Below are 14,288 nucleotides of genomic sequence, written 5' to 3' on the forward strand. Positions count from 1 at the left end.
TAAATCATAATGATTCCACAAGAAACCTTATTAAATTTTGGAGCTCAAATAAAACATTTTGAAAAAAACAGCTTAATTTTTTCAGAAAACGATATTGCACGTAATTATTATCAAATAGTTATTGGTGCTGTAAAAATGAATAATTTTAATGATGAAGGAAAGGAATTTATTCAAGGTATATTTTACAAAAATCAAAGTTTTGGAGAACCCCCTTTATTTATTGATGTAAAATATCCCGCTAATGCAGTAACTTTATCAGAATCAAACATTATTGTCCTTCCAAAAAGCAAACTTTTACTTTTATTAGAGAAACATCCAGAAATTCATTTAAAAATAACTCAAAGTTTAGCACAACGATTATACTACAAAGCCATTATTGCTTCAGAAATTTCAAGTCAAGAACCAGGACATAGAGTACTTCGATTTTTTGATTATCTTAAAAATGATGTTTATAAGTTACATGGTGAATTTAATTTTAAAATTCCTCACACACGACAACAAATAGCAGATATTTTAGGGCTTAGAGTTGAAACAACGATAAGAGCCATCAAAAACTTGGAAAAAAAAGGATATTTAAAAATAATTAACAGAAAAGTATATCGATAAAACATTATTACTTAAAATTTAAAATAATAATGTTTTAAAAAAAAGTATTTTCGCACCTTCAATAATTCAAAAACAATTGTAAAATGAAGAAAAACTACTTTTTTTTATTGCTTTGCGTATTCTCCTTTCTAACTATTTCAGGTCAAACTAATTTGGTTCCCAATGGAAACATGGAAAGTTGGGATACTTCTGATTCTAACCCTACAGAATGGTTTAGGTTTAGTAACGGGAAATGGAAAAAAAGCTCAGATGCTCAAAATAAAACTGCTAGTTTAGAGCTAGAAGTTACTACTGGGCAAACTCAAAATTTTATCTTTTCTCCAAATATTCCATTTGTTAAGGATACTAAGTACATAGGTACCTTTTATTATAAGTTAGTTTCAGGTACTTTTAATAAAGTAAATTTTAACTTGGTGCACAAACCAGGTAGTTTCCCTGAAAACTTATCTACAAAAGAGTTTACAAATTTCCCTACTGATAAATGGACTAAAGGAGAATTTGAGTTTACTGCAACAACTAGTGAAAACATACAAGTATATATCAAAACTTATGGAAATGTAGGTTCAAAAATACTTATTGATAATGTTTCTGTTTTAGATAAAAAGTCTACTGAAATAGTAAACATTACTGATATTAACTTCAAATCCTATTTAATTTCAAATAATGAAATTAACATCAACAAGGACAATGAAATTCAACTTTCAGAAGCAGAATCCTTTAAAGGCTATATAAACCTTTATGCGAAAAATAAACCTGACAATGAAAAAGTTTCTGATTTAACAGGAATAGAGGCCTTTATTAACTTAACTAGATTAAGCTGTAATTATAATTTAATCAAAACTTTTGATATAAGTAAAAACACAAAACTTGAATCTTTTTACTGTGATTACAACCTACTTACTAATATTGATATTTCAAAAAACATCAATCTGAAATATTTTTCTTGTGCATACAATCAACTTACTAGTATAGATATTACTAATAATTTAGCTTTACTAAGTTTAAACTGTTTTAACAATAAATTAAAAAATATAGATACTTCTCTAAATAAAAGTTTAGAAAACTTAGGCTGTCATTACAATCAAATCACTGATATAGATGTAAGTAAAAATAATCTATTAGAAGGACTAACTTGTTCAAATAACCTACTTACTGAGTTAAATTTAACTCAAAATGAAAAATTAAAAAGTTTATATTTTAGTGAAAACTCAATTAGTACTATAGATTTAAGTAAAAATTTAAATTTAGAAAATTTATCATGTCAATCTAACAAACTTACTACATTAGATGTCAGTAATAACTCTAAGTTATTATGGATATGGTGTAAAGGAAATCAAATTAACAATCTAGATCTTACAAAAAACATAAACTTAACAGATTTAAGATGTTATAACAATAAAATCAGTAATTTAACTTTGGGTGATAATACTAAATTAACTTATATTGACTGTGACAATAATCTTATTTCTAGTTTAGACGTATCTAATTCTAATGCTTTAGTTAAACTTTCTTGTGAAAAGAATAAAATAACCTCTTTAAGTCTTAGCAATAATATTAAACTAACAAACTTAGATTGCAATAAAAACCTTCTTAAATCTTTAAACGTATCGAAAAACACAGAACTGACAGATTTAAATTGTAGCGAAAATAGTATTGATGTTTTAGATTTAAACAAAAATCTAAGTTTAAAAACAGTTTATTGTGGTGACAATAATATTAAATCTTTAAACACATCTCAAAATAAAAACTTAATTAGTTTCTTTTCTGAAAATAATCAAATTACAAGTTTAGATTTTTCTAAAAATTATTCTATAGAACAAATATCGTGTAGAAATAATAAGCTTGTTAGTTTGAATGTTCAAAATACAAATAATAAGAATATAACTTTTTTCTTCTCAGACAAAAACCCAAACCTTTCCTGTATACAAGTTGATGATGAAAATGTAGCACCTACTCTAAATTTTTGGAAAAAAGATTCAACGGCTGAATACAGTGAAAATTGTGGTGCTACAGCAAGCATTGATAAACTATTTACAAATCAATTAAACATTTACCCAAACCCGGTAATAAATAGCTTAAAAATTACAACTCAGAACAATCAGATAATTAAAAATATTAGTATTTTTAATACTTTAGGTAAAAAGGTTCTTCAAACATCAAAATTAAATATAAATACAACTTCATTAAATCAAGGCTTATATTTAATAAAAATTGAAAGCACAGATAATAAAATTGCTTTAAAAAAATTCATTAAACAGTAATTTTATAAAAAACTTGACAAGGGTATCTAAATTAGATACCCTTTTTTTATTATACCTATTTTAGAATTTTTACTTTTGTTGCTTCAACACAACAGATAAAAATGAACTTAACACAATTAAATGCTATATCTCCTATTGATGGTAGATATCGTAACAAAGTAGCTGATTTAGCAAATTATTTTTCAGAAGAAGCTTTAATAAAATACAGAGTTAAAGTAGAAATTGAGTATTTTATTGCTTTATGTGAAATTCCTTTACCTCAATTAGCTGACTTTAATAAAGATTTGTATCCTAATTTACGTGAAATTTACACTAATTTTTCTAGTGAAGATGCTCAAAAGATAAAAGATATTGAAAGTGTTACGAATCATGATGTAAAAGCTGTTGAGTATTTTATTAAAGAAAAATTTGACAACTTAGATCTTCAAAAATTCAAAGAATTTATTCATTTTGGATTAACGTCTCAAGATATTAATAATACTGCTATTCCATTATCTATAAAAGATGCTATGGAAGAAGTATATTATCCTTCATTAGACACTTTAGTTTGTAAATTAGCTGATTTATCTGAAGAATGGGAAAACGTTCCTATGTTAGCTCGTACGCATGGTCAACCAGCTTCTCCTACTCGTTTAGGAAAAGAGTTTTTTGTTTTTGTTGAGCGTGTTAATAATCAAGTTATACATATACAACACACTCCACATGCTGCTAAATTTGGTGGTGCAACTGGTAATTTTAATGCTCACAAAGTTGCCTACCCTAATATAGATTGGAAAAACTTTGGAACTAACTTTGTAGAAGAAATTCTTGGCTTACACCATTCATTTCCTACCACACAAATAGAGCATTATGATCATATGGCTGCTTTATATGACGGTTTAAAACGTGTTAACACAATTTTAATTGATTTAGATCGTGATATTTGGACCTATGTTTCTAATGATTATTTCAAACAAAAAATTAAAAAAGGCGAAGTAGGTTCTTCTGCTATGCCACATAAAGTAAACCCTATTGATTTTGAAAATTCTGAAGGTAATTTAGGAATAGCTAATGCTATTTTCGAACACTTAGCAGCAAAATTACCAGTGTCTCGTTTACAACGTGACTTAACTGATAGTACTGTTTTACGTAATGTAGGAGTTCCATTTGGGCACACTTTAATTGGTTTTGCTTCTACTTTAAAAGGATTAAACAAATTACTTTTAAATGCTGATAAATTTGCTGAAGATTTAGAAAATAATTGGGCTGTTGTTGCTGAAGCTATTCAAACTATTTTACGTCGTGAAGCATACCCAAATCCTTATGAAGCTTTAAAAGGATTAACACGTACCAATGAAAAAATTACGCAAAAATCAATAGCTAATTTCATTGATACATTAGAAGTATCTTCTGAAATAAAAGAAGAATTAAAAGTAATAACACCTTCAAATTATACTGGAATATAATTTTATGAAATTAATGAAAACAACATTATCACTATTTTCTTTACTCTTAATATTTTTTTCATGTTCTACTGAAAAAAAAGGAGACCCTACTCGTTTTAAACAAGGAGTTTTTGAAATTCCTGCAGGAGAATCTTATGGAAAAACTATCATTACTAGAAAAGATAGCTTACAAATAGAACAGTATACTAAAAAAACAAGTATTTCATCTGATAGTTTAGTTACTCTAAAAGAAGAGAAACATACTGATACGTTGTTCATTAAATGGAAAAATAATTTTGCATATACTTTGCAAATGAAGAACCCAAAAACAGATTTAGATAAAGATCCTATATTTGTACAAATAACTAAAGTTACCGATAATTCGTATGACTTTACAGCTAGAATTGGGTATTCAAAATTTAAACAAAAAGGAACCGTTTATAAAGTAAATTAAAACTATGGAAATATTTTTACAAGCAGATACTTGGGGGGCATTAGTTACCTTAACTTTTTTAGAAATTGTACTTGGTATTGATAATATTATATTTATATCAATAGCAGCAAACAAACTTCCAGAAAATGAACAAAAAAAAGCAACCAATATAGGTTTGTTTTTAGCCATGGTACTTCGTATAGTTCTTTTATTCGGAATTTCATTATTAATAGCAATGAATTCTCCTCTTTTTAATGTAGATCTTTCTTGGTTTAAAGCAGGTGTAACAGGACAAAGTTTGATTTTGTTTGCTGGTGGTTTATTCTTATTATACAAAAGTACTAAAGAAATTCACCATAAAGTTGAAGGGCTTGATGAACATAGTGTTGATCAAAAACCTAGAAAGAAATACACAATAAGCCAAGCAATAGTTCAAATTACATTAATTAATATTGTTTTTTCATTTGACTCTATTTTAACAGCTGTAGGTATGACAAATGGTGTTGAAGGAGCAATGATTATTATGGTAGTATCTGTTATTCTATCTATGATTATTATGATGTTGTTTGCGAATCCAGTTGGTAAGTTTGTAAACAAACACCCTACAATTCAAATGTTAGGTTTATCTTTTTTAATACTAATTGGTTTTATGTTAATTGCTGAGGCTGCACATTTATCTCATGCTAAACTATTTGGTGAAGAAATGGGAATAGTACCTAAAGGATATTTATACTTCGCAATTACATTCTCTTTAGTTGTTGAAATGCTTAATATGCGAATGAGAAGGAAAAAAACCTCTAAATAATATAATACTTAAAAAAACTGATATTAAAATATCAGTTTTTTTATTTTTACTACCTTTGCTCAAATGTTTAGATTTAAAAAGCATATTATATTTCTAAGTTTACTTGTATTACTACTACCATCAGTAATACAGTGTATTCATGCTTTCGAAAATCATGAGCATATTATTTGTTCGTCAATAGATGAACATCACTTTCATGAACAAGAAATAGATTGTTCTATATTACATTTTCAAGTTGGTGTTACTACTTATGATTACCCTTTTGATTATCAAATAATATCAGAAGAAATCTATAATCCGCAGTTTAACCAACCATTAACTGTAACACTACACAACACTAATAAAAAAACTCCTAGAGGCCCTCCTTTTGTAATTTAATTTAGTATACTATATAAATTACAAATAAATCTTAAATGAAATCAAAAAGTATTCTTTTGATTATTTTGCTTTTATTATGCTCGGCATTAGCAAATAGTCAAAATTGCGAACATACATTTTCTGGTTTGGTAGAAGATTTTCATGATAAATCGCCTATAGTTGGAGCTACTGTTTTTATAAAAAACCAAAACAAGTATGCAACTACTGATATTGAAGGAAAATTTACTATTAAAAATGTTTGTTCAGGTAAAATAATTATTCAAACTTCTCACGTTGCGTGTGAGCCACTAATTTTAGAACTAAATATAACCAAAGATATTTATAAGGTTATTGATTTAGAACACCATGTTGAAGAATTAAATGAAGTTAATATAAAAGGAAACGTAAGTTTAAAAACTAAAACAGCTCAAGAAACTTTAATTAAAACTAAAACTCTTGAAAATTTTAGTGATGCTAGTTTAGGTGATGCTATAAAAAATGTTTCTGGTGTATCATCAATAAACACAGGAAATACCATTGTTAAACCCGTTATTAATGGTTTGCACAGTAGTAGGATATTAATTTCTTATAACAATGTTAGACTTCAAGATCAAGAATGGGGTATTGAACATGCTCCAAATATTGATGTAAATGCTGCTCAATCAATTTCTGTAATAAAAGGAGCTAACGCTCTTCAATATGGAGGAGATGCTATTGGTGGAGTTGTTATAGTTAATCCTGCTACAAATAGTAGAAAAGATACTTTATATGGTAAAAGTATATTTTCTCAACAAAGTAATGGTAGGTTATTTTCCGTAACAAGTAGTTTACATAAAAACTATTCTTCAGGTTGGTATATCAATGGGCAAGCTTCTTATAAAAGAGCTGGTGATTTTGAAGCTTCAAATTATAACCTAACAAATACAGGTATAAATTCAAAAGCTTTTACAATTGGTACTGGATATAAGAGGTTTGAAAAAGGGTTTGAATTATTTTATAGTCGTTTATCTAATAGAATTGCAATTTTAAGTGCTTCTCATAATGGTGGGGTAACTGATTTAGTAAATGCTATAAATAGTGACACTCCTTTGATTATTAAAGATTTTAGTTATGATATTAACAATCCTAAACAAGAAGTTACGCATCAATTATTAAAAGCTAAAGTTTATAAACGATTCAAAGGATTTGGTAAGCTTTCTCTTCAATATGATTATCAAGTAAATAATAGACTTGAATTTGATAAAAGAAGGGGTGATAAAAAAGAGCTTCAAGCTGTTGACTTAGCATTAAAAACGCATACAGTTAGAGCAGATTTAAATCTTGATGCTTCTGCTGGTTATACTCACAAATTTGGTGTTAGTGGAGGATTTCAAAATAATTTCCCTGATCCAATAACAGAAGTAAGAAGACTTATTCCTGATTATGATAAATATAATTTAGGTATCTATGCTATAAGTAGTTTTAAGTCTGAAAAAGCGATTATAACTGGAGGGGTTAGATATGATCTAGAGCACATTAACGCTCAAAAGTTTTATCAAAAATCAAGATGGCAATCTTTAAATTATCAAAACGATTTTAGTAATATCATTATTGATAATGACGTAAAAGGATCTCAATTATTAACAAATCCAGTATTTACATATCATAATATTTCAGCTTCACTAGGTTTAACCTATACCATTGATGAGGAAAATTCTTTTATAGTAAATTACGGGCTGTCAAATAGAGCTCCAAATGCATCAGAATTATTTAGTGATGGCTTACACCATTCAGCTGCTAGAATTGAATTAGGTGATTTACGCTTAAAGTCAGAAACATCAAATAGAATATCAACTTCTTACAGGTTTAATAATGATAAATTCAATATTACATTTGAAGGATTTTATAATTTTATTTCAGATTTTATTTATATAGAGCCTTCGGGCGTTGAAACTACACTAAGAGGTGCTTTTCCTGTTTGGTCATACAAACAAACTAAAGCTCATTTATTTGGTGTTGATACAAATTTACAATATGAGGTTAATGAAGATTTTTTACTAACAAGTAAATTATCATTTTTAAAAGGACGTGATATAACAAACAAAAGACCTTTGATTGATATTCCTCCTTTTAAAACCACTACTACCTTACTTTTTAAGAAAGAAAATTGGAAAAACTTTTTTGCTTCTCTTGAAAGTGAGTTTAATGCTAAACAAAACGAATTTCCTAACAATAATTTTCAAGCTTTTATAGCTCCGTTAAATCGTTATGAATTAGTTGATGTTAGTACACCTCCCTCTGCATATCATCTTTTAAATTTTTCTTCAGGTTTTGAGTTTAAAATGTCTAAAACAAAAGTAAACATAAACTTTTCAGTAGATAATTTACTTAATAAATCTTATAGAAACTATTTAAATAGGTTACGATATTTTGCTGATGACTTAGGAAGGAATTTTAAAATTCAATTAAAAATTAATTATTAAAAAACAAAACATTATGAAACATATTAAATTATTAGCTGTATTATTTATCTCTGCATTTACAATAACATCTTGTTCAGACGATGAAGTACCTACACCAGTTAATGAAGAAGAAGTAATTACAACAATGACTATAATACTTACACCTAGTGCAGGAGGAAATGCTGTAACTATTCAAAGTAAAGATTTAGATGGTGATGGACCAAACGCACCTGTTATCACTGGTGGAACTCTTGCTGCAAATACAACATATAATGCTGATATTACATTATTAAATGAAACTGAAAGTCCTGCAGAAGATATCACTAAAGAGGTTGCAGAAGAAGCTGATGAGCATCAATTTTTTTATAGCACTTCTGGAGGTGTAAATAGTACATTTACGTACGCAGGAACAAATGATGCTAATGGTAATCCTGTAGGTATTAAGTTTACGGTTGCTACTGGAGCTGCTGGAACTGGAAATTATACAGTGATTTTAAGACATGAACCTAATAAAACAGCTACTGGTGTAAAAGGTGGTGATATTACCAATGCAGGTGGAGAAACTGATATTGAAGTAGTTTTCCCTATAACTATACAATAATACTTATAAATTAAGCTACTAATACAAATATACACGGGCTCTATTTTTTATAGAGTTCGTTTTTTTATGTAAAATATTATTTAATTTAAAAAAATACACCCAAAATCTTCAACTATAAATATTTGATTAAACAATATTTCGTATGTAGTAACCGGTATATCAATAAAAGCAAATTGATTTGTTGTCTGATTACCTTCTTTATTAACTAATTTTATTCTAACTGTTTCTGTTTTCATGACTTAATCTTTACGGTTATATACTGCAAATTAGTAAGTAAATTTGATGAAATAACTCTTGGTCGGTTCAAACCTAAACAACTATCTTTCAATGAACAATATCTATAGACAAACTGTAAAATGGTTGTATAAAAAAACCCACTCAATAAATTGAGTGGGAAAATTGCTATGAAAAAGAAAGTCTAAGGACGTCTCCTAAGACATGTGCAATATAACACTTTTTTTAAAACTAGCAAAAAATATCTAAAAAATATCTAAATATATTAATACGCATCAACATCAATAATAAAACGAATTGGTCTGAAATCTTTTACTGCTTCAAATGTGTTTTTAATTTTTTGTAATTGTTCTTTAGTTTTACCTAATGATTGTTTTGGTGGTATTTTAATAACTAAATTTTTTATGTATTGATTTCGAACACGCGATACAGATGGCTCAGTAGGTCCTAAAACATTTTCTTTAAAAATATTTTGTAAAGCTCTAGCTAGCCAATGTATCCCAGTATCAACTTTTGTATAATCTTTATGTTTTAATGTAATTTTAATTAGTCTATAATAAGGTGGGTAATTGTACTGCCAACGATCTTGCAATTGTTCTTTATACATTTCTGTATAATTTGTAGTAGAAACTTGTTGTAAAATTTGATGATATGGATTATACGTTTGAATAGCCACATTACCTTGTTTTTTTGAACGCCCTGCCCTACCCGATACTTGAACCATCAATTGAAAAGCTCTCTCATGTGCTCTAAAATCTGGAAAATTCAACATTGAATCTGCATTTAAAATTCCAACAAGTGATACATTTTCAAAGTCTAATCCTTTGGAGAGCATTTGAGTTCCTACTAATATATCTATTTCTTGAGCCTCAAATGCTCCTATAATTTTTTGATATCCATACTTTCCACGAGTAGTGTCTAAATCCATTCTACCAATGGTATGGTTTGGAAATAATTCTTTTAACTCTAACTCTATTTGTTCAGTACCAAAACCTTTTGTATCAAGAGTTGTACTTCCACAAGCACCACAATTATTTGGCATAGAACGTTGATAATGACAATAATGACACTTTAATTCTTTTCTGTATTTATGAAACGTTAAACTAACATCGCAATTAGGACACTGGGGTGAATTTCCACAAGTAGTACACTCAACAACAGGAGAAAACCCTCTCCTGTTTTGAAATAAAATAACCTGCTCTTTTTCATTTAATGCTTCCTCTATCATTTCTAATAAACGATCTGAGAAATGCCCTTTCATTACTTTCTTTTTGAACTTTTCTTTAATATCAATTAATTCTATTTTGGGTAATTGAATATTTCCAAAACGTCTATGTAAAGCAACCAATCCGTATTTATTTTGGGTTGCATTAAAATAACTTTCAATAGAAGGTGTTGCTGAGCCTAATACAATTTTTGCTTTATGCTGATATGCTAAAACTACTGCTGCATCCCTTGCATTATATCTTGGTGAAGGTTCAAATTGTTTATACGAACTTTCATGTTCTTCATCTACAATAATTAACCCTAAATTTGAAAAAGGTAAGAAAATTGACGACCTAGCTCCTAAAATTATTTGTGCTTTTGATTTATTGTTTAAAACATTATTCCAAACCTCAACTCGTTCATTCATTGAATATTTAGAATGAAATACAGAAATTTGAGAACCAAAATAATTTTGTAATCTAACAATTATTTGAGTTGTTAAGGCTATTTCTGGTAATAAGAATAAAACTTGTTTGCCTAAAGCTAAAACTTCCTTTATGAGTTTTACATATATTTCTGTTTTACCTGAACCAGTAACTCCATGTAATAAAGTAACTTCATGCTTTTCAAAAGATTTTTTAATTTCTTTATAAGCCTGTTCTTGAAACTCATTTAATTCTTTTATTTCGTTTGTTGTTCCATCAAAACTAATCCTATCAGTTTTAATATGATAAAATTCAAATATCTCTTTATCTACTAATGCTTTTAAAATAGAAGTTGATACGTTTGATTTCTCTTCTAATTCTTTAGCTTTTATAGGTTTTTTGGAACTAGATAACTGAAAATAATGCAAAACAGCTTCGCGTTGTTTTTTTGCTCTAGAAAGCTGTTCTAATAAATTTTGAAGACCTTCATTCGTTGTATACTTAGGTAATAAACGTACATATTTAACTAGTTTAGGTTTATATGTTTCATAAATTTCCTCTTTTATAATAACAGCATTTTTTTCCAGTAATTCATTAATTATTGGTAAAATTGTTTTTTTACCTAAAATATCACTTACTTGATGAATAGTTAACTGAGAATGGTGCTGTAAAGCTTCAAAAATTAAAAAAGAATCGTCTCCTAAAGTTACATCTTCAGTAAAAGAGTCATTTTTATAAATTATAGTCTCACTCTCCAATAAAAACGCAGAAGGTAAAGCAGCCCTATATACATCTCCTAATGAACACAAATAATATGATGATATCCATTCCCAATGATTTAATTGATGTTCATTAACAACAGGATATTCATCTAGTATTTGATGAATATCTTTAGCTTCATATAAAACTGGAGCTATTTGATGTATTTTAAATACAATTGCAGTATAAATTTTTGATTTCCCAAAAGAAACTGCAACACGCATTCCTTTTTGTAAAAAACTTGCTTCAGCCTCAGTTACCGAGTATGTAAAAGTTTTTTTTAGAGGTATGGGTAATATGACGTCTATAAAATAAATAGAAAAGCTCTTTTAATGTTATATCAAAACTACACAAATTTCACTACATTGTAAACAGAATTTTTAAGGAATTATGAACGCTAAAGAATGGAAATCTAAAGGAGAATTTATCTCGATTAATGGTAAAACTATTTTTGTTGTTGATACCAGAGGAAGTAAAGAAGTTTTAGTCATTTTACATGGATATCCTACCTCATCATTTGATTATTACAAAGTACTCCCCTATTTATCTGAAAAGTATAGAGTTATTATTCATGATCATTTAGGCTTTGGTTACTCTGAAAAGCCATTAAATTACTCATATTCTTTAATTGAACAAGCTGATATTGCTATTCAATTATGGAAATTTCTCAAAATAACTCAAGTAACTGTACTTGCACATGATTATGGTACAAGCATAGCTACTGAGATTATTGCTCGCCATAATCAAAATCAACTTTCTCTTAATATTAAAGAGTTAATTCTTTGTAACGGAAGTATGCACATTGAACTTGCTAAACTAAGAACTATTCAAAAGTTGTTAAAAAATAAATACACAGGTAAATTGGTAGCTAAAATTGCTACTCAAACAATTTTTAATAGGAATATTAAAAATATATATTTTGATAGTTCTAAAATCTCTAAAAATGAACTAAACGACATGTGGTTTTTACTTGAATACAACGGTGGGCGAAAGGTTATTCATTTATTAAGTAATTATATTAACGAACGTTACTTTTATTGGCATAGATGGATTGGTGCCTTAAAAGATACTAGTATATTTACAAAAATAGTATGGCCAACTCATGATCCTATTGCTGTAAAAGCAATTGCTGATCAACTTCATCAAGAAATTCCCAATAATAATTTACTCTGGTTAAAAAACTCTGGACATTTCCCTATGCTTGAGTCTCCAAAAGAATGGAGTAATTTAATCTTAAATTAATTCAAAAACTAAACTAAAACACTCATTTACAGTGTTAATTTCATAATTTTAGTTAAAACCTGTTAACTTTATATTAAAGTCCAGTTTAACTGAAACATTATTTTTTTTCTGTAGTCTTATAAGCAAATATAAACCCAATAAATATTAATATATTATGAAGACTTTAGTAAAAACTTTAATTATTTTCAGCATTAGCCTTTTCCTTTCTTTGTCAACTTTTGCTACTCCAAAAAACGACTTTGGTAAAGACAACTCATTAACCAATCAAATCATTGCTTTAATAGGAGATAAAGTACCTTTTAACACTTATGAAACTTTAAAAGTAGATGTTTCCTTTACTGTTAATAATAAAAATGAAATTATTGTTGTAGATGTTACTTCAAAAAATGAAGATTTAAGTTTATTTATAAAAGAAAAATTAAATAATAAGAAAATTAATTCTTCTAAAATAAAACAAAAAGAAATTTATACGCTACCTATAAAGGTTAATAAAGCATAAGTTATTTTAAAACAAAAAAAATCGTCTGAAATTAATTTCAGACGATTTTTTTGATATATATCAGTATAATATTAATTTATCATTTCTAAATATAACTTTTCTACTTTTGCCCTTGCCCAAGGAGTTTTTCTTAAAAATTTTAAACTTGATTTATAAGTTGGGTTATTCTTAAAACAATTTATGTTTAAAATTTCTCCTAACTCTTCCCATCCATATTCTAAAAATAATTCTTCTAAAATTGTTGCTAACTTTATTCCATGTAATGGATTATTTGGTTGCTCTTGACTCATACTTATTTACAATGATTTAGAAAATACATTTTCTATTTAATTAATTCATTTAACAATGATCTAAACTTAGAGCTGTTCCAATCTGCAGCTCCACTTTTATTTATAACTACTTCTCCTTTCTTATTGATTACAAATGAAGTAGGTATCGAGTTTACTTGAAATATTTTTGGTAAACTATTTCCCAAATTATATGTAGGTAAATCGTAATTATGTTTTTTATAAAAAGCATTTATAACTTCCCATTTTTCATTACTAACAAATATAAATACTACTTCATCTTTATAATCATTATATAATTCTTGGATGCTAGGAATTTCAGCTACACAAGGAGGGCACCATGTTGCCCAAAAGTTTATAAAAACAACTTTGTTTTTTAGGTTATTAAAATCTACATCAATTGTATTTAACCCTTTTAATGACCAATTATAATCATTTAAAACATCTCTTTTTTCACTCTTAATAATGGAAGGCGAAAAAGAAATCAAACGAATAAAATAGGTTTTTGTTGGCGGATAAAGCAACAATCCTATAATTATTAAAAAAAGAAGATTGTATATTGATTTTTTAGTAATTTTCATCTGTACTATATTAACACCTCAAAAATAGAACTATTTATTACTGTTACAAAACATTAAATAGCCTAAAATAGCTATAAATATTAAACAATTTCTCCATTTTTGTTTACCTTTTTTTACATACTTTAGC

Annotated in this window: 14 protein-coding genes; 10 read left to right on the forward strand and 4 right to left on the reverse strand. The window is 27.4% G+C overall.

Annotated elements, in window-relative coordinates; genetic code table 11:
* The first annotated feature begins 9 nt into the window (after nucleotides 1-9).
* The 8 genes from ACKTTQ_RS11545 (at nucleotide 10) to ACKTTQ_RS11580 (ending at nucleotide 8,928) form a co-directional block, all read left to right on the forward strand.
* Nucleotides 10-606 carry a Crp/Fnr family transcriptional regulator gene (locus tag ACKTTQ_RS11545; protein WP_299133552.1) on the forward strand — a complete coding sequence of 199 codons (597 nt, stop codon included), beginning with the start codon at nucleotides 10-12 and terminating at the stop codon, nucleotides 604-606.
* Nucleotides 607-689: 83 nt separating this feature from the next.
* On the forward strand, nucleotides 690-2,867 hold the full coding sequence (locus ACKTTQ_RS11550) for a T9SS type A sorting domain-containing protein (protein WP_408049279.1): 2,178 nt from the start codon (nucleotides 690-692) through the stop codon (nucleotides 2,865-2,867).
* Nucleotides 2,868-2,968: 101 nt separating this feature from the next.
* Nucleotides 2,969-4,312 (forward strand): adenylosuccinate lyase, encoded by a 1,344-nt coding sequence (gene purB, locus ACKTTQ_RS11555; RefSeq protein WP_093870992.1) that lies wholly within the window; start codon nucleotides 2,969-2,971, stop codon nucleotides 4,310-4,312.
* A 13-nt stretch (nucleotides 4,313-4,325) separates the two neighbouring features.
* The gene (locus ACKTTQ_RS11560) at nucleotides 4,326-4,745 is read left to right on the forward strand and encodes a hypothetical protein (RefSeq protein ID WP_093870991.1); all 420 of its coding nucleotides are present in this window, start codon (nucleotides 4,326-4,328) and stop codon (nucleotides 4,743-4,745) included.
* Nucleotides 4,746-4,749: 4 nt separating this feature from the next.
* A complete protein-coding gene (locus tag ACKTTQ_RS11565) occupies nucleotides 4,750-5,529 on the forward strand; it encodes a TerC family protein (RefSeq protein ID WP_408049280.1) in 780 nt (259 codons plus the stop codon).
* Nucleotides 5,530-5,592: 63 nt separating this feature from the next.
* The gene (locus tag ACKTTQ_RS11570; RefSeq protein ID WP_408049281.1) at nucleotides 5,593-5,907 is read left to right on the forward strand and encodes a hypothetical protein; all 315 of its coding nucleotides are present in this window, start codon (nucleotides 5,593-5,595) and stop codon (nucleotides 5,905-5,907) included.
* A gap of 35 nt (nucleotides 5,908-5,942) precedes the next feature.
* Nucleotides 5,943-8,348, forward strand: coding sequence for a TonB-dependent receptor (locus ACKTTQ_RS11575; RefSeq protein WP_408049282.1), 2,406 nt, complete (start codon nucleotides 5,943-5,945; stop codon nucleotides 8,346-8,348).
* A 13-nt stretch (nucleotides 8,349-8,361) separates the two neighbouring features.
* Entirely contained in the window at nucleotides 8,362-8,928 is a 567-nt protein-coding gene (locus ACKTTQ_RS11580; protein WP_408049283.1) for a type 1 periplasmic binding fold superfamily protein, read from the forward strand.
* Nucleotides 8,929-9,008: 80 nt separating this feature from the next.
* On the opposite strand, the gene ACKTTQ_RS11585 is transcribed toward ACKTTQ_RS11580, so the two are convergent.
* Entirely contained in the window at nucleotides 9,009-9,164 is a 156-nt protein-coding gene (locus ACKTTQ_RS11585) for a hypothetical protein (RefSeq protein ID WP_158530841.1), read from the reverse strand.
* Between the two features lie 263 nt (nucleotides 9,165-9,427).
* Nucleotides 9,428-11,869 (reverse strand): replication restart helicase PriA, encoded by a 2,442-nt coding sequence (gene priA, locus ACKTTQ_RS11590; RefSeq protein ID WP_456243498.1) that lies wholly within the window; start codon nucleotides 11,867-11,869, stop codon nucleotides 9,428-9,430.
* Nucleotides 11,870-11,942: 73 nt separating this feature from the next.
* Between priA and ACKTTQ_RS11595 the strand changes: the two genes are divergently transcribed.
* Nucleotides 11,943-12,794: an alpha/beta fold hydrolase gene (locus ACKTTQ_RS11595; RefSeq protein WP_408049284.1), complete on the forward strand. Its 852-nt coding sequence runs from the start codon at nucleotides 11,943-11,945 to the stop codon at nucleotides 12,792-12,794.
* A 154-nt stretch (nucleotides 12,795-12,948) separates the two neighbouring features.
* A complete protein-coding gene (locus ACKTTQ_RS11600; RefSeq protein WP_147239408.1) occupies nucleotides 12,949-13,293 on the forward strand; it encodes a hypothetical protein in 345 nt (114 codons plus the stop codon).
* 71 nt (nucleotides 13,294-13,364) lie between these two features.
* On the opposite strand, the gene ACKTTQ_RS11605 is transcribed toward ACKTTQ_RS11600, so the two are convergent.
* Both ACKTTQ_RS11605 and ACKTTQ_RS11610 read right to left on the reverse strand, forming a co-directional pair.
* A complete protein-coding gene (locus ACKTTQ_RS11605) occupies nucleotides 13,365-13,583 on the reverse strand; it encodes a VF530 family protein (protein ID WP_093870983.1) in 219 nt (72 codons plus the stop codon).
* A gap of 32 nt (nucleotides 13,584-13,615) precedes the next feature.
* Complete coding sequence (locus ACKTTQ_RS11610; RefSeq protein WP_408049285.1) at nucleotides 13,616-14,161, reverse strand: TlpA family protein disulfide reductase; 546 nt, start codon at nucleotides 14,159-14,161, stop codon at nucleotides 13,616-13,618.
* Nucleotides 14,162-14,288 lie beyond the last annotated feature (127 nt).

This window comes from Tenacibaculum halocynthiae (assembly GCF_964512825.1).
Taxonomy (GTDB): domain Bacteria; phylum Bacteroidota; class Bacteroidia; order Flavobacteriales; family Flavobacteriaceae; genus Polaribacter; species Polaribacter halocynthiae.